This is a genomic window from Microvirga sp. 2YAF29, from assembly GCF_052114605.1.
GTDB lineage: Bacteria > Pseudomonadota > Alphaproteobacteria > Rhizobiales > Beijerinckiaceae > Microvirga.
Genome location: NZ_JBFRFB010000006.1, coordinates 269309 through 294554 on the forward strand (window position 1 = coordinate 269309; position 25246 = coordinate 294554).

Here is a 25246-nt window from a genome sequence, read left to right on the forward strand (position 1 = left end):
GTTAGGATTTGAGAATGGAAAAGGGAGAGCTTGGCTCTCCCTTTTTTATTGGCCAGATCACGTCATCCCGGACAGAGCGCAGCTTCGGGATTGCAGGCAGGATGAGGCGTAGGTTTCCCTCCCCACAAGGAGGAGTTCCAGCGCCATTCTTGTTTAGCGGTTTCGGATCGGCTCACGCCGTCTGAGATGACCTCATTTAAAGCGCCAAGGCTGCCTGCTCGGCCTCCAGGCTGTCGCCGATGCCGATGGTGCCCGCGCCGACAATTTCGGCGTAGATTCCGCAATCGAAATGCCCATAGGCCTGCATCAGGCTTTTCGGGATTTGAAGATCGCGGATGCCGGTATCGGGATCGACATTCGTCGCGGCGCAACGCTCGATGCGCTTCGTCACCTTCAGCCGCGCGCCCGATGACGTGGTGAGCACCTGCCCCACGAGATCGAACTCCGCGAAAGGAGCCAAGCCTTCGATATGAATGTTGCCCCTGAAGCGCAGGGGATCGACCGGCGCACCGGCCACGTTCTCCAGCTCCCGTACGCTGGCGAGGTTGATGAGCGAGACGAAGCCGCGCCGCGAATCGGTGAAGCGGAAGCCGTCGGGGGCGCTCAGCAGCTTCGGCGGACCGCGCAGCTCCTTGGGCATGAAGCGGCGGAAGAAGGCTTCGATGGCAAGCCGCCCCTGGGCCGTTGAAAGATCACCCCGCGCCACCTCGCGCCCGCCCTCCTCGATGAAGAGTGTGGTGATGCTGTCGATATACCGGGTCTTCAGCCGTGCCAGGCTTTCGTTGCGCATGAGCATCAGGAACTTGATCTTGGGCTGATGCTGCGGATTGTCCGGATCGAACCCGGCAGGACCGTTCTCGACGGCAAAAAGCCGGTCGCCTGGGAAGTACCCGCCTTTGGCAAGGGCGGCGGTTTCCAGGGTCTCGGGCGAAAGCCCCTTCACGGGATAACGTTGGAGAGAGGCGATGCGAATGGTCATGGCTTACCGGTAAGGCATGAGCCCAACATGGAAAAGCCCTGCCGACACACGGCAGGGCCCATGTTTCACAAGGATCAACAAGCTATCAGGAAGCGTCGCCCGACCGCGCGACCTTGGAGCGCTTCATCTGAGGCGTAAAGCCGGCATCGCGAGCGCGATCCACCTCGACATGGTGGTGGTCCTGCATACCCTCATGCGTGGTCTGATGTTGAGGGATATGGGTCGCAGGTCCGGCTTCCTGTTTCATGCGCAATGCCTTTTCGGCATTCGCCTTCAGCTCCTCGCGGGCCTTCTCGGCCTTGCCTTTCTTGGGGCTGATGCGGGAAATAAGATCGGATAAAGCCATGGTGTTATTACTCCTTTGCGCGGGAGAGCACGCCGTCGCTCCGGTCGCTGCGATGGGTCGGTGGGGTCTGAACGTTCTGCCGGTTCTCGGGGATATCGCGGGAGGTCTTCATGGTTCCCGTCGAATCGCCGATGTCCTGGCTGTTCTCGGTGCGCTGCGGGGTCTCGTCCAAACCCTCGCGGGCGCGTTCATTCTCGGTATTGCTGCCGAACGTCTCGGGCGTTACCGAGGGGCCTTGCTCCGCCGGACTTTCCGGCACGGCTAAGCCCAGTTCTGCATTGCGCGCCAGATCGGCGCGGGCCTTTTCGGCATCGGAACGCGGATCGCGCGCCATGAGAGCCTCCTGAACCAGATGAGAATACGTGCTGGGTCAATGCGAGCCCGGCAGCCGGGTTCCCCTCTTGTCGTTCAGGCCTGAACGTCCCACCTTAAGCTCAGCGGATGCTTCCTGATGAAGGTCCGACATCGCTGGGTCTGCTTGCGCCTCATGGAGGGCGGGTGGACTTTAGGAGGGATGATATCAATGAACTTTGAAAAATACACCGAGCGCGCTCGGGGTTTCGTACAGGCTGCGCAAAATCTCGCCATGCGGGAAGGCCATCCGCAGCTGTCCCCCGGCCATGCGCTCAAGGTCCTGCTCGACGATCCTGAAGGCCTCTGCGCCGGCCTGATCGACCGTGCCGGCGGCAATTCCCGCCAGGCGCTGGCCGCCGTCGAGCAATGGCTTGCCAAGCAGCCGAAGGTTTCCGGATCCGCCGCGCAACCCCAGGCCACGCGTGAGCTGATGCGCTTCTTCGACACCGCAGAGAAGGCAGCCGAGAAGGCGGGCGATTCCTACGTCACCGTCGAGCGCATGCTGCTGGCCCTCGCCGTCGAGAAGGACACGGAAGCCGGCAAGATTCTGGCCCAGGCGGGCGTGACAGCCCAAGGCCTCAACAACGCCATCAACTCCCTGCGCAAAGGCCGCACCGCCGACAACGCGACGGCGGAGAACGCCTATGATGCGTTGAAGAAATATGCGCGCGATCTCACAGAGGCTGCCCGCGACGGCAAGCTCGATCCGGTCATCGGCCGCGACGAGGAGATCCGCCGCACGATCCAGGTTCTGTCGCGCCGCACCAAGAACAATCCGGTGCTCATCGGCGAGCCCGGCGTCGGCAAGACAGCCATCGTGGAAGGCCTGGCGCTTCGCATCGTCAATGGCGACGTGCCTGAATCGCTGAAAGACAAGCAGCTTCTCGCGCTCGACATGGGCTCCCTGATCGCGGGCGCGAAGTATCGCGGCGAGTTCGAAGAGCGCCTGAAAGCCGTGCTCAGCGAAGTCACGGCAGCCGAAGGCGGCATCATTCTCTTCATTGACGAGATGCACACTCTTGTCGGCGCCGGCAAAGCCGATGGTGCGATGGATGCCTCGAACTTGCTGAAGCCCGCGCTTGCGCGCGGCGAGCTGCACTGCGTCGGCGCGACGACTCTCGATGAGTACCGCAAGCATGTGGAGAAGGACGCGGCGCTTGCTCGTCGCTTCCAGCCCGTCTTCGTGAGCGAGCCCACCGTGGAGGACACGGTGTCGATCCTGCGCGGCCTGAAGGAAAAATACGAACAGCATCACGGCGTGCGCATCACCGATTCCGCGCTCGTCGCCGCCGCCACGCTGTCGAACCGCTATATCACCGACCGGTTCCTGCCGGACAAGGCCATCGACCTCGTGGACGAAGCGTCCTCGCGCCTGCGCATGCAGGTGGATTCGAAGCCGGAAGAACTCGACAATATCGACCGCGATATCGTGCGCCTGAAGATCGAGCAGGAAGCGCTGAAGAAGGAGACGGATGCCGCCTCCAAGGATCGCCTCGAGCGCCTGACGAAGGAGCTTGCGGACCTGGAAGAGCGGTCCTCCGCCATCACGCAGCGCTGGAAGGCGGAGAAGGACAAGCTCGGCACCGCCGCGGACCTGAAGAAGAAGCTCGAGGAAGCCCGCAACCAGCTGGCGAACGCGCAGCGCTCCGGCGACTGGGCGAAGGCGGGCGAGCTCTCCTACGGCGTCATTCCGGGCCTGGAGAAGCAGCTTGCCGATGTGGAAGAAAAGGCGGATGGCGGCGGCCTGATGGAAGAGGCGGTGACGCCCGACCACGTGGCAGGGGTCGTCTCCCGCTGGACCGGCGTGCCTGTCGACAAGATGCTGGAAGGCGAGCGCGAGAAGCTGCTGCATATGGAGCAAGATTTGGCTAAGCGCGTCGTCGGTCAGCGCGAAGCGGTGGAAGCCGTCTCGACCGCCGTGCGCCGTGCCCGTGCAGGCCTGCAGGATCCGAACCGGCCCATCGGCTCGTTCATGTTCCTCGGCCCCACAGGCGTCGGCAAGACGGAGCTCACCAAGGCGCTAGCAAGCTTCCTGTTCGACGACGACAGCGCGCTCGTGCGCATCGACATGTCGGAATACATGGAGAAGCACTCGGTCGCCCGTCTCATCGGCGCGCCTCCCGGCTATGTGGGCTATGAGGAGGGCGGCGCTCTCACCGAAGCCGTTCGCCGCAGGCCCTATCAGGTTGTTCTGTTCGACGAGATCGAGAAGGCGCATCCGGACGTGTTCAACGTCCTGCTGCAGGTTCTCGACGATGGACGTCTCACGGACGGCCAGGGCCGCACCGTAGACTTCCGCAACACGCTCATCATCATGACCTCGAACCTTGGTTCGGAATATCTGGTGAACCAGCCCGAGGGCCAGGACACCGACATGGTGCGCGACGAAGTCATGGGCGTGGTGCGTTCGCACTTCCGGCCCGAGTTCCTCAACCGCGTGGACGAGATCATCCTGTTCCACCGGCTGAAGCGCTCGGAGATGGGCGCCATCGTGGACATCCAGCTGGCCCGCCTTGGAAAGCTCCTCACGGATCGCAAGATCATTCTGGAGCTCGACGAGGCCGCACGCGAGTGGCTCGCCGAGAAAGGCTACGATCCCGCCTATGGAGCGCGCCCCTTGAAGCGCGTGATCCAGAAGAACGTGCAGGACCCGCTGGCCGAGGCCATCCTCGCCGGCGAGATCAAGGACGGCGAGACCGTGCCCGTGCATGCGGGCCCCATGGGTCTGACCATCGGCAACACGAATGTCTCCGCCAAGGAGCGCCCGCCGGAAGGCGTGCGGCTGAACTAAGCCAGAAAACAAAAGAATGGCCGGGGAAACCCGGCCATTCTTTTAATTTGCGTTTTAAGAAGCCGCTTACTCAGCGGCTGCCTGAAAATCCTCTTCGTCCCGGATGCGCGTTTGCGTGCCCTCACGCAGAAGCATGTCCTTGTCGGTCCGTGCCGCCTTGTCCTCGCGCAGCTCGCGCTTCGAACGGCGAAGCTGCTTTGCGGTCTTTTGCAATGCAGAACGGAATGCGGTGTAGAGGTCCTTATCCTTGGCCTCTCCGCTCATCATCTTCAATGCGCCCATCTGGATGTTGACCGTGCACCGGTAGGTGATGCCGTCGCGGGAGACATGTACCGAGGCCATGATCATATGACCGAAATACTTAGCTGCCACTTGGCGTATATTGGTTTTCGCATACTCGGGAAACATATCGCCCAAATCGACATTCGAGCTTTGCACCAAGATGTTTTCGGCGCCTTCGAGACTCATTCGCTCCTCCGCTGGTGAAGGTTCGAGGGCTAACGAGTGGGCTGCAAGATGGTTTCAGCTCCATGAAACAAAACTGCCTGCCGCATAGTTTGAATGGGTTCATGGCCTGCGCTCGCGCTGGCCTACATCGACAATCCGTACGGTGACGGTTTGCTCACGGTTGTCGCGGAGCACCTTGAGCGACACGGATTGCCCAACGCCCACGCTTTCAAGCTTATCCGTGAGATCGGACAATCTCTTCACAGGATTGTCACCGGCGCCGACGATGATGTCGCCGATGGTGCCGAAGCGCTGATCGACGCCGCGCAACCCTGCCTCGGCTGCCGGTGAGCCCGGCACAACGCCCGCCACGATGACGCCCGTCACGCTGAGCTGGGCCGCAGCCGCCTCGTCGGCGGCAATAATGCCGATGCCGGGCGTCGGCACGCGACCCTCGCGGATGAGTTGCGGCACGACCCGGTTCACCACGTCCACGGGAATCGAAAACCCGATGCCCGCATTTGCGCCGGATGGCGAATAGATGGCGGTGTTGACCCCAATCAGGCGACCGGAGGAATCGAGCAGCGGACCGCCGGAATTGCCAGGGTTGATGGCGGCGTCGGTCTGGATCACGTCGGCGATTTCACGCCCGCCGCTTGTCGGCAGGCGGCGCTTGAGCGCGCTGATGATTCCGGTGGTGAGCGATTGGTCGAGGCCGAAGGGATTGCCGATGGCGTACGCCGTCTGCCCGACCTTGAGATCGGAGGATGAACCGATGGCGACAGGAGGCGGCAGAGCGGCGCGCCTTTCGAGCAGCAATACGGCGAGATCGTAATTCGGCGCCTGCCCCACGACCCGCGCGGGCACCACCTCGCCCGAAGCCAGGCGCACTACGACGGATTGGGCATTGGCAACCACGTGGTCGTTGGTCACCACATGGCCCGCCGCATCCCAGATGAATCCCGTCCCCGATTCCGAGGGTTGATCTCCACCGTCCTGAAACGGATTGCGCTGACCCGACATGGACACGACCTGCACGACGGAAGGGGCAACCGTCTCGAACACGTGAACCGTGGAGCGTTCGAAATCCGCAAGATCACCGCGTGGCGCCACGGTTCTCGGCTCACGCGCCGAGAAAAAGTAGGACGTCACATAGGGCTGGACGAGAAGGAGCGCCAGCAGCACGGCCACTATGGTCATGATCAATCGCGTCGCCCGATCCTGCATCTCGCCTCCTTCTCCTGACATTCAACGCTTGAGGGACGCGCCGGATGCGGATTCGTTCCTGGGCATCGAGCAGCCGGAAACCGACATCGTTCCGAACAAAAGCCCGGTGCAAGCGTTCGCCTCCACATATCCATGCAGGAGACATTCATGTCATCACGCCGCATCGTCATCGCGGGCCTCGGGCTTGCCCTCAGCCTTCCTGCCTTCGCTCAGCAGTCGAACCAGGGAATTTCCGCCCCCACCACCACGCAGCCTGCGGAAACGCAAGCCAACCCGGCGCTCGGCCAGGGCGCGCAACAGCGCCAGCAGCGCACGCAGCAGGGTGGCGCACCGCAGGATACGCAGACGCCAGCGCGTCAGGGACAGGCCAACAGCGCACCTGCCGCCCAGGGACAGCAGCAATCCCAGGCCGACAGCCAGTACATTCAGCAGGTCCTTGCCATCGGCACCGTCTCGCTGCAGCAGGCGAACTTCGCTCACAGCAAGGCGCAGCATCCGCGCGTGAAGCAATTCGCCGAATTCGAGATCGGCGAGCAGAACAATATCGCCGACATCCTGCATTCCTTCGCCGATCCTGCCGCGACTGCATCGACCTCCGGTGCGCAATCGGCGGCCTCCACCGCGCCGGAACTGCCGCAAGCCGACGCGGCAGTCATGGAGCGCATGTCGAAAGCGCAAGCTGGCGCTGCCTTCGACAAGGATTTCGTGACGGCGCAGCTCAAGGGGCATGAGGAGCTTCTGAAAATTCAGGAGAACTACATCAAGAGTTCAGGCAATCGCGAGATGACGAACATTGCAAAGCTCGCGAGCGGCCAGATCAAAGAACATATCGCCATGCTGCAGGACATCCAGAAAGAGCTTGGCCGATAAAGGATGTCCGGCTCCGCTTGTTCATGACATCGGAGCCGGAACCCCTTTTCTCGACACCACGTTGCCCCTTCAATCAGCAGGCAGGTCTGCCTGCTCAAACTGTAGAAGAGGAATATCCGATGGCGCGAGACAAGCGCGGAAGCAGTCCTGAGCCGGATGTCGATGAAGTTCTGAACGAACTGACCCAGGAAGAAACCGGCGATGATTTCATCGCGGGCCCGACCCAGCGCAACGATGTCGGCAACACCAAGCGCGCGGCGGCCAAGGCTACCGGCCTGATGGGCGCTTCGAAGAAGCTCGATCCCGATCTCGATATCGACCATGTCGACGATGGTCGCATCACCAGCGGCTCCAAGGCCGGCATTCGCTCCTTCAACCAAGTGCCGGAATCGGAAGACGATGACGCCGGCTTCCAATTGTCGAACGATGAGATCGCGGAGGGTGTAAACACGACCGCCCAGAAGAGCCCGGCGACCCGCGCGGGCGAGGGGCGGGTCACCCGCCCGCCCTCCAAGAACGGAACGGGCGAGCGCTGACCGTCATCAGCAGGCTAATAATCCCGGGCCCGTGTCGGCGGGGCCCGGGATTTTTTCTTGTTCAGCTTACCTTGCCGCATAGCTGCCCCAACGGAAGGCGAAGTGACAAGCCCCTGCCTCGCGCTTTATGGATCTTTCAGCCAAACCGGCATCCGCATCATAAAGACGTCGAGGAAACCTCCATGGATAGAAGAAAAGTTCTCAAAGGCGCTGGCCTTGCTGCCGCAGCCGGTGCAGTTGCCTCGCCCGCCATCGCTCAGGCCAATCCCGAAATCCGCTGGCGCATGACCTCGGCCTATCCGAAGAGCCTCGATACCCTCTTCGGCGCGGGCGAGATGATCTCCAAGCGCGTGGCGGCCGCTACCGACAATAAGTTTCAGATCCAGGTCTTCGCCGCCGGCGAGATCGTGGGCGCGCTCCAGAGCCTCGATGCCGCCCAGAACGGCACGGTCGAATGCTCCTACACCCTATCGAGCTTCTTCATCGGCAAGGATCCGACCTTCATGTTCGACACCTCCGTTCCGTGGGGCATGAATGTGCGCCAGCACAATGCCTGGATGTATTACGGCGGCGGCCTCGAACTCATGCGCGAGTTCATGAAGGATTATAGCATTTACCCGATCCCCGCGGGGCAGACGGGCGCTCAGATGGGTGGCTGGTTTCGCAAGGAGATCAAGTCCATCGCCGACCTGCAGGGTCTCAAGATGCGCATCGCCGGCATGGGCGGCCAGATCATGCAGAAGCTCGGCGTGGTGCCCCAGGTTCTCGCCGCCGGCGACATCTATCCGGCGCTGGAGCGCGGCACCCTCGACGCGGTGGAATTCTCCGGCCCGCATGACGATGAGAAGCTCGGCTTCGTGAAGGTGGCCCAGTACTATTATTATCCGGGCTTCTGGGAAGGCGGCGCGCAGCCCTCGCTCTACGTGAACATGAACAAGTGGAACGAGCTGCCCGCGAACTACAAGGCCATTCTCGAAGCGGCCTGCGCGGAAGCCAACGCCATGTGCGTGGCGAAATACGATGCGCAGAACGCCGACGCGATCCGCCGCCTCGTCGGCCAGGGCGTGCAGCTGCGCCCCTTCCCGCGCGACGTGATGGAGCAGAGCTACAAGGAAGCCTACAAGCTCTATGGCGAACTCTCGGCCTCGAACGCCAAGTTCAAGAAGGTCTACGATTCCTGGAACGCCTTCCGCGAGAAGGAACTGACATGGTTCCGCATCGCCGAGCTGCCCTTCGATTATTTCGTCAATCAGCAGCAGGGCCAGCGCTGATCGAACCGAGATGATAAACGGGCCGCTTCCATGAGAGTGGAAGCGGCCCTTCTCGTTCTCATGCCGTGATGTTTGGCAGCGAACCGAAGCTTGCCGCCGCGCGTTGTCTCCACAAGTAGATCCCTAAGCCCATGGAGACAGACATGGACAAGAAGACCCAGCATCAGGAAAAATCGATCAAACAAGGCAAGAAAGACGAGAAGCTGCCCGAGAACTCCAAGGCCGAACTCGACAAGAAGCTCGATGAGGGCGTGGAAGAATCCTTCCCGGCCAGCGACCCGGTTTCCGTCAAGATCACGAAGTAGTTTTCCGTCGAACGGCCAAAGCCCCGGGCCCCCCGGGGCTTTTCTTTTGCCTCAACTGCGGCTTGCGAGCGCCACGCCGAAAGCCGCGCAAGCCATGCCGAGCATCTGGACGAGGCTCAAACTTTCTCCGAAGAGCAGGAAGGCCATCACAGCTGCGACCGGAGGCACCAGATAGAGCAGGGTCGCCACGCCCACCACCGCACCTTGGCGGATCAGGAACAGCAGCAGGCCGATGGCGCCGATGGACAGGCCCAGCACGGCCCAGGCCATGGCGCCGATGAGCGGCCACGTGAACGCGATATGCCCCTCCTCCAGCAGAAGCACCAGCGGCAGGGTGACCGCAGCCGCCCCGACATATTGGATGGTGGCGTTGACCCGCAGGTCCAGATTGGCGCCCGTACGTTTCTGCCAGACGGTGCCGAGCGTGATCGACACCATGCCGAGCAGGCAGATCCCCAGCGGCAGCGCCGGCACCCCGCCATCGCCCAGTTTCGGCGCCACGACCAAGGCCGCCCCCACGAACCCGATGCCGATGCCGAGCCATTTCTTAAGCGATACGCTCTCCTTCAGGAGCGGCCCGGCCAGCATCGCCGTGGCGAGCGGCTGAAGACCGGCCACGAGCGCCGAGATCCCCGCCGGCAATCCATGCTTCACCGACCAGAAGACCGCGCCGAGATAAAACCCATGCAGCAGGATTCCCGCGATCATGGCATTGATCCAGTCCCGCCCGCTCTTGGGCCAAGGCGCCCGCACCGCGACCACGATGATTGCCAGCACCAAGATGGCCAGCAGGTAGCGCAGCAGAAGGAACGTGAGCGGCTCCGCATAGGGCGCCACGAACCGCGCGACGATGAAGCCCGTCGCCCAGATGAGCACGAAGAGAGGGGGAGCGACGCGGGCGAGGTGTTGAGAGGTCATGGAAGTGGGGCTGAGAAACTGCGATGAAGAACCGGGAGGGACAAAAGCCTTACTTTCTAGGCTCCTGAAAGGTGCTTTGTCGATGCACGGGACTTTAGCCCGTTGCCTGGCTCTATGCCGTAGCGCATATCACAAAGTCATCTTTGCCCCATTCGCGTTCCGGGAAACGGATCGGCGCGCTTGCCGTTACCTCTTCTCTTGTCTGCCTCCTTGCCTTGCCTCCCCGCCCTGCCGCACCATCTCCAGCAGCCTGGAGCCCTGACGCTTGAACCGCCTTCGCCTCTATTTCGAACTCTTCACCATCACCACCAATCGCTTCGTGCTGCACGATGCCTGGGCGATCGCGAGTCATATCGCGCTGTCGGTTCTCACCTCCTTCTTTCCCTTCCTCATCCTGGTCACCGCGCTCGCCAGCGTGTTCGGCACCGGCTCGCTGGCCGATGGGGTGGCCGACCTCATTCTGGAAGCCTGGCCGCAGGAGATCGCGGGGCCGATCGCGGGCGAGGTCCACAACATCCTCACGGGCCGGCGCAGCGACGTGCTGACGCTCGGCGTGGTGCTCACCCTCTATTTCGCGTCAAGTGGCGTGGAGAGCCTGCGCGTCGGGCTCAACCGCGCCTATAACGTTCGCGAGACGCGGGCCTGGTGGCTGACGCGGCTCGAATCCATCGCCTTCGTCATCGGCGGCGCTTTCGTGCTGATGGCCATGGCGCTCCTCGTGGTGCTCGGGCCCTTCATCTGGCGCGGCATCCTGCACTGGGTGCCGGCGCTCCAGCCTCTGGACGGGCTCATCGGCTTCCTGCGCATCGGGGTCGCGACGCTGGTGATCGTGGCGGGGCTGATGTGCGCGCACAAGCTCATCCCCTCCGGACGACGCAGCTTTCTCTCGGTGATGCCGGGAGTCGGCATCACGCTGCTCCTGTGGATGCTCGGCGGCTTTGGCTTCAGCTGGTATCTCGAATTCTACCCCGGCGCCTATGCCTCGACCTATGGGGGGCTTGCCACCGCCATGGTGGCGCTGATCTTCCTCTACACGCTCGGCGCCATCTTCCTGTTCGGGGGCGAGCTCAACGGCACCATCATCGCGGCCAAGCGCAAGCGCCTCGGAATCGAGCCGCCGCCGCAAAGCATCAACGACGTGATCACCCTTCCTTAGAGGTTACAGGTTTGGCGATATCCTGAATTCCAGCATGGCCGATGCGGCAGGCCGCGTGTCCTGCGCGACGCCGTAGCCCGCCTTCACGTTGAGAACCGACCTGTACGGATCGGCCTGGGAGCTGAGCACGGTCTGGCCCATGATCTCGGACATGAGGCCCGACCCCATCGCGCCGCTCGCCGTATCCACGTTCATGTTCGGCGAGAGGCGCACCTGCGTGCTCCACTTCTCCAACGCCAATCCCACGGGAATGCCGAGCGTGCCGCTCACCGTCTGGGAATAACCGGTGTTGAGCGTCGCCATGGAGCCGCCGGTCGAGAGGCCGAAATTCAGGCCGCCGAAAAGATCGGCTTCCCGAGACCAGAAGGCCTCCCATTTCGCCCGCGACGTCAGGGCGCCGTTATCGCCTCCGCTGCGGACCAGCTCCGTTCCAAGCCGTAGGTTGAGGTCGTCGAACGGCTGCAGCCTGGCACCGAGGCTCCTGTCGTAGCTGTCGGGATTGAACGCGGCTTTCTCCGACTTGGTGAGACCGCTCGTCCAAACCTGGGTGCGCGACAGCGAGTAACGGGGAGCGGGGGAGGAGCGAGGCCGTCGGACCGCGATATGCTCATCGAGCCAGGAAGAGGTCATGCGCTCGGACCAGATATTCTGATCCTCCGCAGCACTCGCGGAGGCAATACTTATCAGGCAACCCAGCAAAATCGCCACGCAATTCAAGTACACATGAGGCATCATTCAAACCAGAATATAATCTTAAATCAAAATTAGGTATGCGAATATTCGAACGCGAACTCATTAAAATGCGATTAACTTGAAACAACCCTGGACCTAAGCCCAATTTGTAAACAATAAGGCCCGGGGCATTATGGAAACGAATCAGGAAAAGCCTGAATGTTGTGCAGTCTTCTGATAAATATTGTAACAATTTGCAACACGACATTGTGTCGCTGAAATGAAAACGGCCGGGCATGGCCCGGCCGCTTCGTATGCCATGGCGCCGGAAAATCAGCCCACGATTTTGTACTTCACGAAGCCTTCCGGCGCGTCGCCCATCTTCTCGACCTTGATGCCGGCAGGCTGGTAATTGGCGGCGTTGGGGCCGGTCGTGAAGGTCATGGTCACGCCGGCGGGAACGGCGAGCGCCCAGGAGCCATCGGCCTTGGGAGAAACTTCCTTCTTCTCGATGATGTAGCGCATGATCGCATCGCGAGTGAGGTCGGGCGCCTCGAACACCATGGTGGTGCCGTCGGCTCCGGGGAAGTTGCCGCCGCCGCCCGCGCGGTAATTGTTGGTCACCACGAGGAACTGCTGATCGTCCGTTACGGGCTTGCCGTTATAGGTCAGCTCCTTGATGCGGTGCGCATCTGCATTCACGACCTTGCCGTTGTCGTCGTAGCGCGAGGCTTGCGTCGGATCGATCTTGTACTGCACGCCCGCGATCACGTCGAAATTGTAGGCCGGGAACTTCGCGTTGATCAGGTCCTGCTCACCACCCTTGGCCACATCGATCTGGTTGTAGATGCCGGCCGAGCGCTCGAGCCACTCGCGCACCTGCGCGCCGGTGATCTTCACCACGCGGATCGTGTTCGGATAGATGTAGATATCCGCCATGTCCTTGATGGCGAGCGGGCCGGGCTTGATCTCGGTGAAGTAATTCGGGCCACCGCGCCCACCGGCCTTGAAGGGCGCCGCCGCCGAGAGGATCGGCAGGTCCTTGAAGGCGGACGCTTTCAGCTGGTCGGCCACGTACCAGGACTGCGCTTCGGCCACGAGTTTCACGGAAGCATCGTCCGCGACGAGTGAGTAATAGGAATGGATCGGCACCGCCGTGGTGCCCACGGGCTCCCGCACGTATTTCAGCGTCGCGTCATGGCCGGCCTGCGCCGCTGCCATGACGAGCGCATCCGAATCCACCTTCGCGACCACCTTGCGGTCGACACGGTCGTAGATCGGGCGTGCCTCGGTGCGGAAATTCGCGACCTTCCAGGCATTGCCGTCCTTGGTCAGTTCGAGGTCGATAAGGCCGAGATGGCTGCCCCAGAAGCCGGCCATGACGGCGGGCTTGCCGTGCAGCGTGCCGGCCTTCACGTCGACGCCGGGGATGTTGTTGAATTCCTTGCCGCCGGGGAACACGAAGTGCTGGTGTCCGGTGAGAATCACGTCGATGCCGTCGACCTTCGCGAGGTGCAAAGCCGCGTTCTCCTCGCCGCCCTTGCGCTCGCCGCCCGCGATGCCTGAATGGCAGAGCGCGACGACGATGTCGGCACCGGCCTTCTTCAGATCGGGCACATGCTTGTTGGCCGCATCGACGATGTCGATGGTGGTAGCCTTGCCGTCGAGATGCGACTTGTCCCACTGCACGATCTGCGGCGGCACGAAGCCGATCACGCCGACCTTGATCTTCTGCTTACCGCCGGCCTCATCGGTGAACTCGCGGTCGAGGATGAGCCAGGGCTTCTGCAGCGTCTCGCCATTCGCCTTGATGACGTTGGCGCAGACCAGCGGGAATTTCGCGGCGCCTAAGGCGTTCTGCAGGAATTCCAGGCCGTAGTTGAACTCGTGATTGCCGAGCGTGCCGCAATCGTAATTCAGCTCGTTCATGGCGGCGACCATGGGGTGCACGTCGCCCTTCTTCATGCCCTGGCGGTAAGCCACGAAATCGCCGAGCGGCGAGCCCTGGATCAGGTCGCCGTTGTCGAAGAGCAGGCTGTTCTTGGCCTCCGAGCGTGCCCCCTTCACCAGCGTCGCCGTGCGCGCAAGGCCGACCGTGTCGTCGGCCGCATCGCGGTAATAATCATAGGGCATGACGTTCACGTGCAGGTCGGTGGTCTCCAGGATACGGAGCTTCACCACCGGGCCGCTCTGGGCCCAGGCGAAGGGGAACATTCCCGTGAGAGCGGCGGCGGCAACGCCGGTCTGAAGGACGCGGCGGCGGGTAATCGACGATGTCATGGCGGCTTTCCTTGCACGAAACAAAATTCGCTTAAGCAAGAGAAGCACAAGTTTTATGACAGGATCAAGATAGCCGGCTCAAGGTAACACCCATATTCATGGCGCGCGTCATCCCGGACGGAGCGGAGCGCATATCCGGGAGCGGGTGCAGAAAATGGCATGCGCCTCTGCCATTCCGGGGCGCCACAGGCGAGCCCGGAACCCATAATCACCGTGGGAGCAGAAGGAAGTGTGTAGGTGCAGCAGTGCTCTTCCTTGCACTGTCGCGGTTATGGGTTCCGGGCTCCGCTGCGCGGCCCCGGAATGACAATGCCCTATTCTTCTGACGATCCCGGATCGGCTGCGCCGTCCGGAATGACGTGCGTGTCACGAAGCCCTGAGCGCCTCGTCGAGGTCGCGATACAGGTCCTCCACGTCCTCAATGCCGGTGGACAGGCGCAAAAGGTCCGGCGGGCAAGGGGTTCCGGGGCCTTCGATGGACGCGCGGTGCTCGATGAGGCTTTCCACGCTGCCGAGAGATGTCGCCCTTTTCCACAGGCGGACCTTCGCCGCCGTGCGAATCGCGGCGGCCTCACCTTCCGTCACTTGGATCGAGAGCATGTAGCCGAAGCCGCCCTCCATCTGCCGGGCGGCGATATCGTGGCCGGGATGCTGCGGCAGGCCGGGATAGAGAACCCGCGCCACCTTCGGATGCGCGGACAGGCGCTGGGCAAGGTCGAGCGCGCTCTTGGCTTGCGCCGCCGTGCGTACATGGAGCGTGCGCATGCCGCGCATCAGAAGATAGGCCTCGAAGGGCCCGAGAATCGCGCCCTGCATCTTGCGGATGGAGGTGACCCGCGTCCAGAATTCATCGGCCTTCGCACCGGCAAGAGCGCCCGCCACCACATCGGAATGGCCGTTGAGCACCTTGGTGGCCGCATGCATGACGATGTCGGCGCCAAGATTCAGCGGGCGGGTATGGACCGGCGAGGCCGTGGTGGAATCGACCGCCAGCCTTGCGCCAGCCGCATGGGCGATCTCGGCAGCGCCAGCGATATCGGTGACGGTCCAGAGCGGGTTGGAGGGCGTCTCGATCCAGACGAGCTTGGTGCGGCCCGGCACGACGGCCTTACGCAGGGCATCGAGATCGTCCGTCTCCACGAAATCGACCTGAAGCCCCCAGCGCACGGCTTCCGTCATCAGCCAACTGCGCAGGGCCCAGTACATGACCTTGGATGCCACGATGTGATCGCCGGGGTTGAGCGCCTGGAACACGGCTGTGGCCGCAGCCATGCCGGAGGAAAACAGCAATGCACCGGCCTCCGCCTCTTCCAGCATCGCCAAAACCTCTTCGGCCTCGCGCACGGTGGCATTGTCCGGGCGGCCATAGACGTAGCCGGAGGAATAGGCGTTATCCTCGTCGCGGATGAAGGTCGTCGCCACATGGATCGGCGGCACGACCGCCTTGGTGATAGGGTCCACATGGCCCATGGCCTGGGCGGTTAGGCTGCGCTTCGACCAGGGGGAACGGGGCGACGACATGGGAACCTCCGAAAGCGTGACCGGTTGCGTCACTGACAAAGATGCGATGCTCAAGCTCATAGAGCAACGGACGCAAAAGTGGGAACCGGTTTTGCGTGTAAAGATGCTCAAGTTCATAAAGGAATTTCGCGATGCAGACACATCAAACCGCGCCGGGCAGCCATGCAATTCCGCCTCTCCCGCGTTTCCTGATCGCGGTGCTGCCGGTCGTCGCGGTTGCGATATCGGGTAGCCTCGTCACCGAGCCGAACATCCCGACTTGGTACGCAAGCCTGCAGAAGCCCTCTTTCACGCCGCCGAACTGGGCCTTTCCCGTCGCCTGGACGACGCTTTACGCCATGATGGCCTATGCGCTCTGGCGCATTCTCTCGCTGCCGAAGGGCATGCCTGGCCGCAATGCCGCCATCGCCACGTTCTTCGTGCAGCTGGTCTTGAACGGATTGTGGTCCTTCGCCTTCTTCGGCGCGCAGAGCCCGATCGCGGGCCTCGTGGTGATTGCGGCCTTGATCGTGGCGATCCTCGCCACGATCGTGAGCTTCTGGAAGCTCGACCGCGCGGCGGCCCTGCTTCTCGTGCCCTATCTCGCCTGGGTGGCCTATGCGACCGCCCTCAACGGGACGATCTGGCAGCTCAACGGCTAGCCTTTCCCTCGGCTTCGTCGAACAGGTCGGGGCTGTCGTCCAGGTGATCGACCACGCCGACGAAGGGCAGCTGGCGGTAGGAATGGGCAACGTCCATGCCGTAGCCGACGACGAATACGTCCGGGCAGGTGAAGCCCACGTAATCGGGCGTGATCTGCACGGCGCGCTTGCCGGGCTTCTCCAGCAGCACCGCCGTGCGCACGCTCTTCGCGCCGCGGGCCATTAACAGGTCCTTGGCGAAGGTGACCGTGCGGCCCGACTCGAGAATGTCGTCCACGAGCAGCACGTCACGGCCGCGCACATCGCTTTCCACGTCGCGCAGGATGGTGACGTTGCCGCTGGAGACCGTGCCGTCGAGATAGCTCGACAGGTGCACGAACTCGACCTGCGGCTCCAGGCCCGCCCGGTGCAGGGCGCGGATGAGATCGGCGGCGAACATGAAGCTGCCCTTCAGCACCGCGACGACGAGCAGGTTTTCCGGCTTGGCTTTCGCGATCTCCTGCGCCAACGCCTCGTTGCGCGTGGCAATGGCACTCTCGTCGAACAGGACCCGGATGCGGGGGGAAGCGATCATCGTCGTCAATCCAGAAAAGTGGAAAAGGCTTAAGGCGTCCCCTCTTCACGACCATGGCCCGCGCGGGAAGTCAAACTTTTCACGAATTTCGCAGAAAATTTGCCGGCGATAGGCCTCTAAGCAACCGCCTCGGTCACGGCTGGGCCTGTCCCGGTCATCCCGATTGGGAGGAAACCGCGCTTCACTTCATGCGGCAGCATATGGGCAAGTCGATCGAGGCAAGAGGCCAGAATGAGGGCCAGGCCCTCATTCCGTTGTGTTATGCTGCGCGTTATCGAGGAGCCTGAGGCTCAAGGAAACCATGTTTCAACATGGCGTTCATTGCCCCGGCAACTTCCTCGCCCCACCGGCTCAGGCCATCACTCGATTCCGTACCGGCCCGGAGCAATGACGCCATTGGGGTCGAGGGCCTGCTTGACGCCAGAACATGCGTCACGGAACGAGCTCATCGTCTGATCCATGTGAAACGCGTGATAATCCAGCGGCGCGCGGCCCACGAAGACGCCGCGGCGGGCGACTTCTTCGGACATCTTCCGGTAACACTCATCCGCGCGACGACGCTCGTCCTCATCCTCACGGTTGAAGGTCATCACGTGCAGTCCGCGTGCAAACCGAGGACCGCAGACATTCATGACCATGTAGTCGAGGCCGTGATCCTCATAGATCTTGCGGCACACGCGCTGGAACTCGTTCGCGATCTTCCCGTCCATGGGCGTGCCGGGAAGAAACCACGTATTACCGCCGCCCGGCCGCCATTTGAGCAGCCCCAGTTCTCCCACGCTGGGAATGCCGGAGAAGGCGTTGATCGCAACCTGCAGCGAGCCGTTTTCCTGAGCCTCCTCGTGGGAAATGTAGCGCGCCTTGCCCGATTGGCAGAAGAGATCTTTGACGCGTTTGATTTGCGGCTCGATCGCTTCCGCGCTCGGACCATAGAAGGCGCCCGACACGGTCCAGGAACCAAGGCCGTGCTTCTCGCGCAAAGCCCTGCGCCCTTCATCCGAAATGGACCGCTTGCCGCCGCTCGCGCGGTATTCGAGACTCTCGCCTTCCGAGCCGCACAGATAAATGTCGTTCGCGACCCGGAAGAGCGTGGGCACGAAATTCGACAGCTTCAGGGGACGGCAAAGTTCGATGATCTCCTCGAGGTCGTCATCTTCCGGAAACGCAAAGTGGAAGGATCGGATCGCAGGCGGACGAGGCAGGAGCCAGACCCCCATCCGTGTCACGATCCCGAAATTGGATTGCGTGAACAGCCCATCGAGGATGGGTCCAAAACTGTATTTCGAGGTGTGCCAATTGACGAGATTGTCGCTGTCGAGAGCGCCGTCCCCGGTCCGCAGCACCTCTCCGTTTCCGAGCACGACCTCCATTCCGCACGCAAACCCGAAGTGATCGAAATACGGCGTGTAGCCTGCGCCCTTATCGAGGGCATTTCCGATCATGCCTCCTTGAGGCGGCCCGGAGGTGACATCGACCATCAGCTTGTTGCCGCGGCGAACAAGTTCGTCATGCATTGCCTGGTAGGTCACACCCGGCTCGACCACCGCGAAGGCCAGTTTCTCGTCAACCTCCAGGATCCGGTTCATCCGATGTCCCAGGTCGACGACCACTTGGCCAGCGTGCACGGCAGACCGGCTTCCCAATCCGATATTGTTGCCGGTGCTGATGGGATAAAGCGGCACATGATGCCGGTTCGCAGCACGAACGATGGTTTGGACGTCCTGTGTCGATGCCGGGTACACCACACCTGCCGGACTTCTGTCGCCGCCCGGCATCGTGTTCTCGCCGTAGCGCCGAAGAGTCTCGGGGTTGCGGTTGACGCCCGCTGGACCGAGCGCCGATTCAATCTCGGAAAAGAATGGCTCGATCCGTGCTTCCTGTATGCGCATTATTGCCTCCGCTTTTTAGTTGTTCCCGATCACCAGACCCCGACATCATTGGCGGCGCCTTCACCATCGCCGACGGCGGGATTATCTGAATTTGACGCTTCGATAGGGGCTTCTGGTTCTCGCAGCGCGATCCCTGCCAAGGCAGGCGGGCAAGGGCCGCCCGTGGCCCAATCGAGCAACTCGACGGTGTGAAGAACGGGGCGGCCGAGATACTGCCCGATCTGCATCATGCAACCGATGTTGCCGGTCGCGACGATATCGGGATCGGTGCTCTCAATGTGATCCGCTTTCCGCTGTCCCAGCTTCGCAGCCATGTCCGGCTGGAGCAGGTTATAGGTGCCCGCCGAACCGCAGCAGAAGTGCTTTTCAGGAACATCCATGACCTGGAAGCCCGCAGCGGCGAGCAACTCCCTGGGTTGGCGTGTCACCTTTTGCCCGTGCTGCATCGAGCAGGGGTCATGGTACGTAATGCGGTAAGCCTTGGGTGTTACGGGAGGCAGCAAATCCAGGTCGTTGAGCACTTCGCTGACGTCGCGGGCGAGTGCCGCGACACGCCGCGCGGGCTCCGCCATCTCAGGGTCTCTTGCGAAAAGATGGCCGTAATCCTTCACGGTCGTCCCGCAGCCGGAAGCATTGACGACGATAGCATCCAGGCCCTCGTTTTCGATTTCCCTGGTCCAGGCCGCAATCGCCGAGCGAGCCGACGCACGCGCATCAGCCTCTCGCCCCATATGAAGTGTCAGGGATCCGCAGCAGCCGACCCCTGGCGATACGATGACGTCGCAGCCATGACGCTGCAGCAGACGGATCGTCGCTCGATTGATGTTGCCGTTCAAAACCTGTTGTGCGCAGCCCGCGAGAAGGGCGACCCTTTTGCGGCGCTCTCCTTCGGCCCGATACACGGCCGGAGCCAAAATATCCGTCTCGAAGCGCCCTGCCGCAGGCGCCATGCCGATCGAGGCCCGGAGTCTTGCCGGCACCATCGACGGCAGGGCTTTCGCCACGCGCGCGCCCCGGAGGGCCCACTGGAAGCGTCTCGGATAAGGGAGAACATTGGCCAATATGCCTCGCAGGAGGCGTTCCGACCACGGACGTCGATGGTGCTGCTCGATGTGCACACGGGCATGGTCGATCAGGTGCACGTAGTCGACTTTGACAGCGCAGGTTGTCATGCAAGACAGGCACGAAAGGCAGCGGTCGAGGTGATGCACCGTTTTGGGATCCGGCTTTCCCCCCTTCTCAAGCATCTCGCGGATCAGATCGATCCGCCCCCGGGGGGAGTCGTTCTCGTCGCGGGTGAGCACATAGGTCGGACATGTGTTGGTGCAGAAACCGTAATGGACACAGGTCTCAAGGATCTGGTTCGCCTCGGCAATCGCCGGATCCGCCAATTGGGTCGTGCTGAAATTGGTCCGCATGGAGAGTTGTCCCCTCTCAGGAAGCCTTGCTCGGTCCGCCCCGCTCGACCGATGGAGGCCAGGGGACGAAACAAGAGCCTAAGGAAGGGCCACGGCTCCCGTCTTGGCTGAGAGTGCAATTGCATTTGGCTGAGAGCGCAACTCTGTGTATTCTCGCCACTCAAGTGTCCAACGAACCCCTTTTCTTCATAGAAGGAGTGCAGGGCGTGGCGGCCAGGACTTGGTCGACTGAGACAGTCCAGACCAGCGAGAGCTTCTCGTTCTGGCACGAGGCCGTCTGCCAATCCATCCTCAACGTCTCGATTGAAGCCCCCTCCGAGAACTTCCGGGCCGATATCGTCAGCCAGAGCGTCGATAGCCTTCGCTTCGCATGCTTTTCGGCATCCGGGCATATGATCGTCCGGAACAAGTCCCACATCGCGAGGTCGTCCGAGGACCACTACCTCATCAGCTTTCAAAGCCATGGGCAGAGCCAGATGTCCCAGGCCGGCACTTCGTTCGTCCTTGAAGCCGGAGAAATCGCCGTCCTCGATGGCCAGCAGCCGTTCCAGGTCGGCTTCCCAACGGCGGTGCAGCGGGTTCTCGCGGTGATTCCCCGCAAATCACTCGATACGCGCGCGCCCTGGCTTCGCAGGGCACCCATCACCAAGATCGGCTCGAACTCTTTCTATGCTGATCTCGCCCGGCGGCACCTGCTCCAGCTTGCGGGTTCGAGCGAGGGGCTAGGCCTCAGCGAAGCGTCCCTGCTCACGGAGAATCTCTGCAATCTTCTGGCATTGGCCACGGCGCAGGATCCTGCGTCGCAGGCCCGGCCTCTGGAGATTCAGGTGGAGGAGGTGCTCGCATTCTGCCGTCGCCACCTGTCGGACCCGGAGCTGTCACCCCGCATGATCGCCGCTCATTGTCGGATGTCCGTTCGGACGGTCCATTCGCGTTTTGAGCGGATCGGCCAAACCTTCGGCCGCTGGCTGATCGACAATCGGCTCGAGGCGTGCCAACGCGATCTTCGGGACCCGCGCCTGACGGCCTCCAGCGTCTCCGAGATCGCCTATCGGTGGGGCTTCAGCGACCTGTCGCACTTCAACAAGGCGTTTCGGCTGAAGTTCGGCATGACGCCTCGGGAATGGCGTGCTCGCGCAGTCGTATAAGCCCCAATTCGCTGGGGATGCGAGCGTGAACGGAGCGATCACCTGACGGGCAATACATCGTTCGCACTTTCGCTGATGGGATGGCCCCGACCGTGCCGGCCGAGCGCCCCTCTAGAGGGTGCCCGGCACAAGGCCTGAGTCAGCCCAAACACCGCTCCGGCAATACGCAACACCAAGGCCGCTGCAGAAGCCGCGCACCTATCCGGACATTATGCGGCATCTTAAATTTCGGTTTGTCGTGTATTAGGTTAGGAATTACCAACCTGGTATGCACAAACTTGCCCTACGACATCCCTGAACTGATCGAGCAGATCTATCGTGCCTCGACCGAGCCTGATCTCTGGCCCGATATCTGCCGTATGCTTTCGGATGAGCTCAAAGCGAATACGGCCCTGCTGCCGCATGACCTCGACAACATCAGGCTCATCGGCACTCCGATCAGCCACGGATATGATCCATATTACGTGGATATTTGCGGCCACTTTCATGGTGACAGAAACCCCTTCATATCGCGGGATTGGCCTCAGCCCGAGGGTTCAGTCGTCCCTATCGAGAGGATCGTCGAGCGAAAGAGTCTTGAAAATACTGAATATTATAACGATTGGATGCGCCCACAAAGGCTGTCGCATCTTATAGGCTCAAACTTTCAGGTTGGGAGCGGCACGCAGCTTTACATTGCCCTGGCTCGAGACAAAGCCTTCAAGGACAGCGAGGCTCATCTCCTCGATCAGTTGATCCCTCATCTTCGCCAATCTCTACGAATTGGGGCTCATCTCGATAACCTGTTTTCTCCCAAAGAGAACTTTGGGAACAGTCTCGACCACATCAGAGTCGCAGCGGTTTCTGTAGCCCGCGACGGAACGGTCTTGGATACCAATGCGGAGGCCGACCACTTTCTGAAATCGAACAACATATTGAATGTCCGTTTCGGGAAAATTCATCTGGCGGGAAGCGGCTCTCTGAATGCGCTTCAAGATGCTCTGCGGAAAGTCGTTGATGGCGGAGCGGCACAAAATTTGATCTATGCCGGCCAAGACGGCAGCGTACGCATCACCCTACAGCCCATTGCCACGTCCCATATCTGGTTGGGCGATGTTTTGCCAAGAGCATTGCTGCTCATACATACGCCACGTAAGGACAAGAGCAAGTTCATTGAACTTGCTCGCAGCAATAACCTGACACCCGCTGAAGAGCGCCTGTTCGGCTTTCTTGCGCAGGGAAGAACGCTTGCGGAATATTCCGAGTCCCATGACGTCAGCCGCAACACGGCAAAGTCGCAGTTACAGGCCGTCTTCCGTAAAATGGGAGTATCGCGACAGGCGGATCTCGTCCGCCTTGCCGCCAATGGATAGCCTGAAATCCTCAGGACGAAAGCGCGATCACTTCGCTCAGATGACGAAGAAGTCCTTGTAGGTCATCTTGAGGTGCTTGGAGAGCGTGGCGATCTGGATCTGCGCGGCCGCTCCCGTGCCGTCGGCATCGTAGTACAGCGCGCCCGTCTTCTTGTTATAGATCACGTAATCGTCGCGGTCGTGCGCCTTCGCACCCTGGTAGAACTCGCCCGCCTTGATCACGCCCTTCTTCGCCAGCTTCGCGAACACGCTCTTCGCCAGGTGGATCGTGTCGTCCGCCACTCTGAAGTCCGCGATCCGATCCTCGTTCGCCTTGTTGACCTTCGACGACTTCGACAGCTTGGTGTCGAACACGAAGATGTCCTGGCCAGCCCCGCCCTCCAGCACATCCCTGCCCGCCCCGCCGGAGAGCTTGTCGTTGCCATCCTCTCCCTTGATTCCATCGTCACCGCCAAGGCCTTGAAGCATGTTGCGTCCAGCATTGCCTTGAATGGCGTTTGCCGTGTCACTTCCGCCGAGAGAGATGGCGGTCACGTCAAGGACATTGTCGGTCTGCAGGTTCTCGACTTCCGCCGAACGCGTGAGGCTGAAACTCGTGGCTGCTACTACCGTATCGACGCCACCATTGGCACCCTCGATCACCAGATCGCCTGAATCCACGCGGTAAAGATCGTTTCCGTCCTTTCCCTCCAAGAGGTCGGCGCCGAGCCCTCCGGTGAGTTCATTTTTTCCCGCATTGCCCGTCAAATGATCGCCGTGCGACGATCCGATGAGGCCTTCAATGCTTACAAAGCTGTCGCCCTCGGCTTCCCCGCTCGTACCGGCACCAGTCTCGAGACTTGCGGTGACACCGCTTTGCGCGCCCTGATAGGAAGCGACATCGAAGCCTGTACCGCCATCAAGGGTATCAGCGCCCAAGCCGCCATTGAGCTCATCCGATCCCGCATTGCCATAGAGCCGATCGCCGCCACCGATGCCGCTGAGGCGATCGTTCAAACCGGTGCCGACGAAGTTATCGCTGCTGCCCGTGCCAACCCAATCGAGCGGATCGATGCGGGGGTCCAGAAGTTGAGCAGCGCTGTACGGATTTTTGAACGAATCGTTGCTCGTCCAGGTAATGATCAGGCGCCCATCCGGCAATGCAGCCAGTTCAAAGTTTTCCAGCCCATCCCAGTATTTTCCGCTCACGACAGTGTATTCGTCACTGTCGTGATGGCCGAATTTGTCGAACGTGACGACGCGAATGGAGCCCACGCGGCCGGATGAAGGTCCATCGAGGCCCAGCATGTCCTGATACGCGACGGCAAAACCGCCGTTGGGCAGGGCCGTGACAGAAGGCCAGCGCTGGTAGTCCCGCTCCGTAATGTTGATCTGGAAATCATCACCGGCAGCTGCACCATCTGCGCTGTAGATACGTCCGCGGATCGAATAGCCCGACCCATCGCCTAAAGCCGGAGATTTTTCGGTATAGGCGACGATGAACCGTCCATCGGCGAGCACAGCAACGCTAGGCCGGAAAGCTTGGCTTCCCACGTCGTCATTGATCGCAAAGCCAGCGCTGTCGACCAGTGTCCCATCCGGTCGATAGATATAACCGCGAATGGAGGAGCCTGGGGCGCTTGTGATGACAACGCAATTGCCGTTCTTCAGGGTAGCCAGGCTCTCCGGCGTTCCGGCCTCGATGGGAACGACGCCTCCGATAGCGGTCCCGCTAGCATCGTATCGTTGAAGTCCCGTGGAAACGGTCGTTTCATCCCAAGCTGAGTAACTGAGGACGAAGCTGCCATCGTTCAGAGCCGTCAGCACGGAATGGGATTTATCCGGCCCCGCCAACGGAGCGGATTGCGCCGGTCTGCCCACGCCCGAAGCATCGAATGCTCGGAAATACACATCCGAATTCAGCTCTTGTCCAACAAATCCAGCTTTCGTCCAAGAGACGGCGAAGCCGCCATTCGCCAGAGCGACGACATCCGGATCGCTGTTGTAGATCGCATTTTCACCGGCGTTCGACGATCTATCGACGATGACCTCGGAACCGAGCTTTTCACCATTGGCATAGAACCGTTGAGCATGAATGGTGGAAATCACCGTCTGCTCGCCGGTCTCCGGATCAGTGTCGATCGTGACGTCCTCGCCCCAGACGAAAACGAAAGTGCCATCCTTGAGCACAGCCGTTGCACTGTTGGAAGACAATGTGCCCGTGGCGTTGAGCTTGAAGAACGGAGCGACTGGGACGGGGGTTGCCATAGCTTGATCCTTTGAGTGGGCCGACTTATCGGCCCACGTGAGCTTGGCTGTATCTTAAAGACAAATGATCTGGACGCTCCTCTATGAACAGACAGGTTTTTCTACATAGACAGGGATGTTGATCACTCCGCTTAGACAACGAAGAAGTCCCTGTAGGTCATCTTGAGGTTCTTGGAGAGCGTGGCGATCTGGATCTGAGCCTGTGCGCCGGTGCCGTCGGCATCGTAGTACAAGGCCCCCGTCTTCTTGTCGTAGATCAGGCGGTCGTCCCGATCGTGCGCCTTCGGCCCCTGGTAGAACTCAG

The 25246-nt window shown here is 61.4% G+C and carries 22 protein-coding genes; 9 read left to right on the forward strand and 13 right to left on the reverse strand.

What is annotated here, in order from left to right:
• Positions 1–196: 196 nt before the first annotated feature.
• From AB4Y85_RS10825 to AB4Y85_RS10835, 3 genes are all read right to left on the reverse strand, one after another.
• The gene (locus tag AB4Y85_RS10825; protein WP_441984897.1) at positions 197–979 is read right to left on the reverse strand and encodes an MOSC domain-containing protein; all 783 of its coding nucleotides are present in this window, start codon (positions 977–979) and stop codon (positions 197–199) included.
• An 85-nt stretch (positions 980–1064) separates the two neighbouring features.
• Complete coding sequence (locus tag AB4Y85_RS10830; RefSeq protein ID WP_441984898.1) at positions 1065–1325, reverse strand: hypothetical protein; 261 nt, start codon at positions 1323–1325, stop codon at positions 1065–1067.
• A gap of 7 nt (positions 1326–1332) precedes the next feature.
• Complete coding sequence (locus tag AB4Y85_RS10835) at positions 1333–1659, reverse strand: hypothetical protein (protein WP_441984899.1); 327 nt, start codon at positions 1657–1659, stop codon at positions 1333–1335.
• A gap of 189 nt (positions 1660–1848) precedes the next feature.
• Between AB4Y85_RS10835 and clpB the strand changes: the two genes are divergently transcribed.
• On the forward strand, positions 1849–4470 hold the full coding sequence (clpB, locus tag AB4Y85_RS10840; RefSeq protein ID WP_441984900.1) for an ATP-dependent chaperone ClpB: 2622 nt from the start codon (positions 1849–1851) through the stop codon (positions 4468–4470).
• 66 nt (positions 4471–4536) lie between these two features.
• On the opposite strand, the gene hpf is transcribed toward clpB, so the two are convergent.
• Positions 4537–4938, reverse strand: a complete 402-nt coding sequence (gene hpf / locus AB4Y85_RS10845) for a ribosome hibernation-promoting factor, HPF/YfiA family (protein WP_441984901.1) — start codon at positions 4936–4938, stop codon at positions 4537–4539.
• A gap of 99 nt (positions 4939–5037) precedes the next feature.
• Positions 5038–6144, reverse strand: a complete 1107-nt coding sequence (locus AB4Y85_RS10850; protein ID WP_441984902.1) for a S1C family serine protease — start codon at positions 6142–6144, stop codon at positions 5038–5040.
• Positions 6145–6291: 147 nt separating this feature from the next.
• Between AB4Y85_RS10850 and AB4Y85_RS10855 the strand changes: the two genes are divergently transcribed.
• From AB4Y85_RS10855 to AB4Y85_RS10870, 4 genes are all read left to right on the forward strand, one after another.
• On the forward strand, positions 6292–7014 hold the full coding sequence (locus AB4Y85_RS10855; RefSeq protein WP_441984903.1) for a DUF4142 domain-containing protein: 723 nt from the start codon (positions 6292–6294) through the stop codon (positions 7012–7014).
• Between the two features lie 119 nt (positions 7015–7133).
• Positions 7134–7550, forward strand: a complete 417-nt coding sequence (locus AB4Y85_RS10860) for a hypothetical protein (RefSeq protein ID WP_441984904.1) — start codon at positions 7134–7136, stop codon at positions 7548–7550.
• A gap of 182 nt (positions 7551–7732) precedes the next feature.
• Positions 7733–8821, forward strand: coding sequence for a TRAP transporter substrate-binding protein (locus AB4Y85_RS10865; protein ID WP_441984905.1), 1089 nt, complete (start codon positions 7733–7735; stop codon positions 8819–8821).
• 143 nt (positions 8822–8964) lie between these two features.
• Positions 8965–9126 (forward strand): hypothetical protein, encoded by a 162-nt coding sequence (locus tag AB4Y85_RS10870; protein ID WP_441984906.1) that lies wholly within the window; start codon positions 8965–8967, stop codon positions 9124–9126.
• A gap of 51 nt (positions 9127–9177) precedes the next feature.
• Here AB4Y85_RS10870 and AB4Y85_RS10875 read toward each other — a convergent pair whose 3' ends face one another.
• A complete protein-coding gene (locus tag AB4Y85_RS10875; RefSeq protein ID WP_441984907.1) occupies positions 9178–10044 on the reverse strand; it encodes a DMT family transporter in 867 nt (288 codons plus the stop codon).
• A gap of 265 nt (positions 10045–10309) precedes the next feature.
• Here AB4Y85_RS10875 and AB4Y85_RS10880 point away from each other — a divergent pair, with 265 nt between their 5' ends.
• Positions 10310–11200 carry a YihY/virulence factor BrkB family protein gene (locus AB4Y85_RS10880; RefSeq protein WP_441984908.1) on the forward strand — a complete coding sequence of 297 codons (891 nt, stop codon included), beginning with the start codon at positions 10310–10312 and terminating at the stop codon, positions 11198–11200.
• Positions 11201–11203: 3 nt separating this feature from the next.
• Here AB4Y85_RS10880 and AB4Y85_RS10885 read toward each other — a convergent pair whose 3' ends face one another.
• The 3 genes from AB4Y85_RS10885 to AB4Y85_RS10895 form a co-directional block, all read right to left on the reverse strand.
• A complete protein-coding gene (locus AB4Y85_RS10885; RefSeq protein WP_441984909.1) occupies positions 11204–11830 on the reverse strand; it encodes a hypothetical protein in 627 nt (208 codons plus the stop codon).
• 375 nt (positions 11831–12205) lie between these two features.
• Entirely contained in the window at positions 12206–14152 is a 1947-nt protein-coding gene (locus AB4Y85_RS10890; RefSeq protein ID WP_441984910.1) for a bifunctional 2',3'-cyclic-nucleotide 2'-phosphodiesterase/3'-nucleotidase, read from the reverse strand.
• 366 nt (positions 14153–14518) lie between these two features.
• Positions 14519–15673: a trans-sulfuration enzyme family protein gene (locus AB4Y85_RS10895; protein ID WP_441984911.1), complete on the reverse strand. Its 1155-nt coding sequence runs from the start codon at positions 15671–15673 to the stop codon at positions 14519–14521.
• 131 nt (positions 15674–15804) lie between these two features.
• Here AB4Y85_RS10895 and AB4Y85_RS10900 point away from each other — a divergent pair, with 131 nt between their 5' ends.
• The gene (locus AB4Y85_RS10900) at positions 15805–16314 is read left to right on the forward strand and encodes a TspO/MBR family protein (RefSeq protein ID WP_441984912.1); all 510 of its coding nucleotides are present in this window, start codon (positions 15805–15807) and stop codon (positions 16312–16314) included.
• On the opposite strand, the gene hpt is transcribed toward AB4Y85_RS10900, so the two are convergent.
• The 3 genes from hpt to glcF form a co-directional block, all read right to left on the reverse strand.
• On the reverse strand, positions 16304–16888 hold the full coding sequence (gene hpt / locus AB4Y85_RS10905) for a hypoxanthine phosphoribosyltransferase (RefSeq protein ID WP_441984913.1): 585 nt from the start codon (positions 16886–16888) through the stop codon (positions 16304–16306). The two genes, AB4Y85_RS10900 and hpt, sit on opposite strands and share 11 nt — an antisense overlap.
• Positions 16889–17247: 359 nt before the next feature.
• Entirely contained in the window at positions 17248–18777 is a 1530-nt protein-coding gene (locus AB4Y85_RS10910; protein WP_441984914.1) for an FAD-binding oxidoreductase, read from the reverse strand.
• A gap of 29 nt (positions 18778–18806) precedes the next feature.
• Positions 18807–20195 carry a glycolate oxidase subunit GlcF gene (glcF, locus tag AB4Y85_RS10915; RefSeq protein WP_441984915.1) on the reverse strand — a complete coding sequence of 463 codons (1389 nt, stop codon included), beginning with the start codon at positions 20193–20195 and terminating at the stop codon, positions 18807–18809.
• 206 nt (positions 20196–20401) lie between these two features.
• On the opposite strand from glcF, the gene AB4Y85_RS10920 reads away from it, so the two are divergent.
• Both AB4Y85_RS10920 and AB4Y85_RS10925 read left to right on the forward strand, forming a co-directional pair.
• Positions 20402–21343 (forward strand): helix-turn-helix domain-containing protein, encoded by a 942-nt coding sequence (locus AB4Y85_RS10920; protein ID WP_441984916.1) that lies wholly within the window; start codon positions 20402–20404, stop codon positions 21341–21343.
• Between the two features lie 278 nt (positions 21344–21621).
• The gene (locus AB4Y85_RS10925; protein WP_441984917.1) at positions 21622–22695 is read left to right on the forward strand and encodes a hypothetical protein; all 1074 of its coding nucleotides are present in this window, start codon (positions 21622–21624) and stop codon (positions 22693–22695) included.
• Between the two features lie 36 nt (positions 22696–22731).
• On the opposite strand, the gene AB4Y85_RS10930 is transcribed toward AB4Y85_RS10925, so the two are convergent.
• The gene (locus AB4Y85_RS10930) at positions 22732–24942 is read right to left on the reverse strand and encodes a calcium-binding protein (protein WP_441984918.1); all 2211 of its coding nucleotides are present in this window, start codon (positions 24940–24942) and stop codon (positions 22732–22734) included.
• Positions 24943–25246 lie beyond the last annotated feature (304 nt).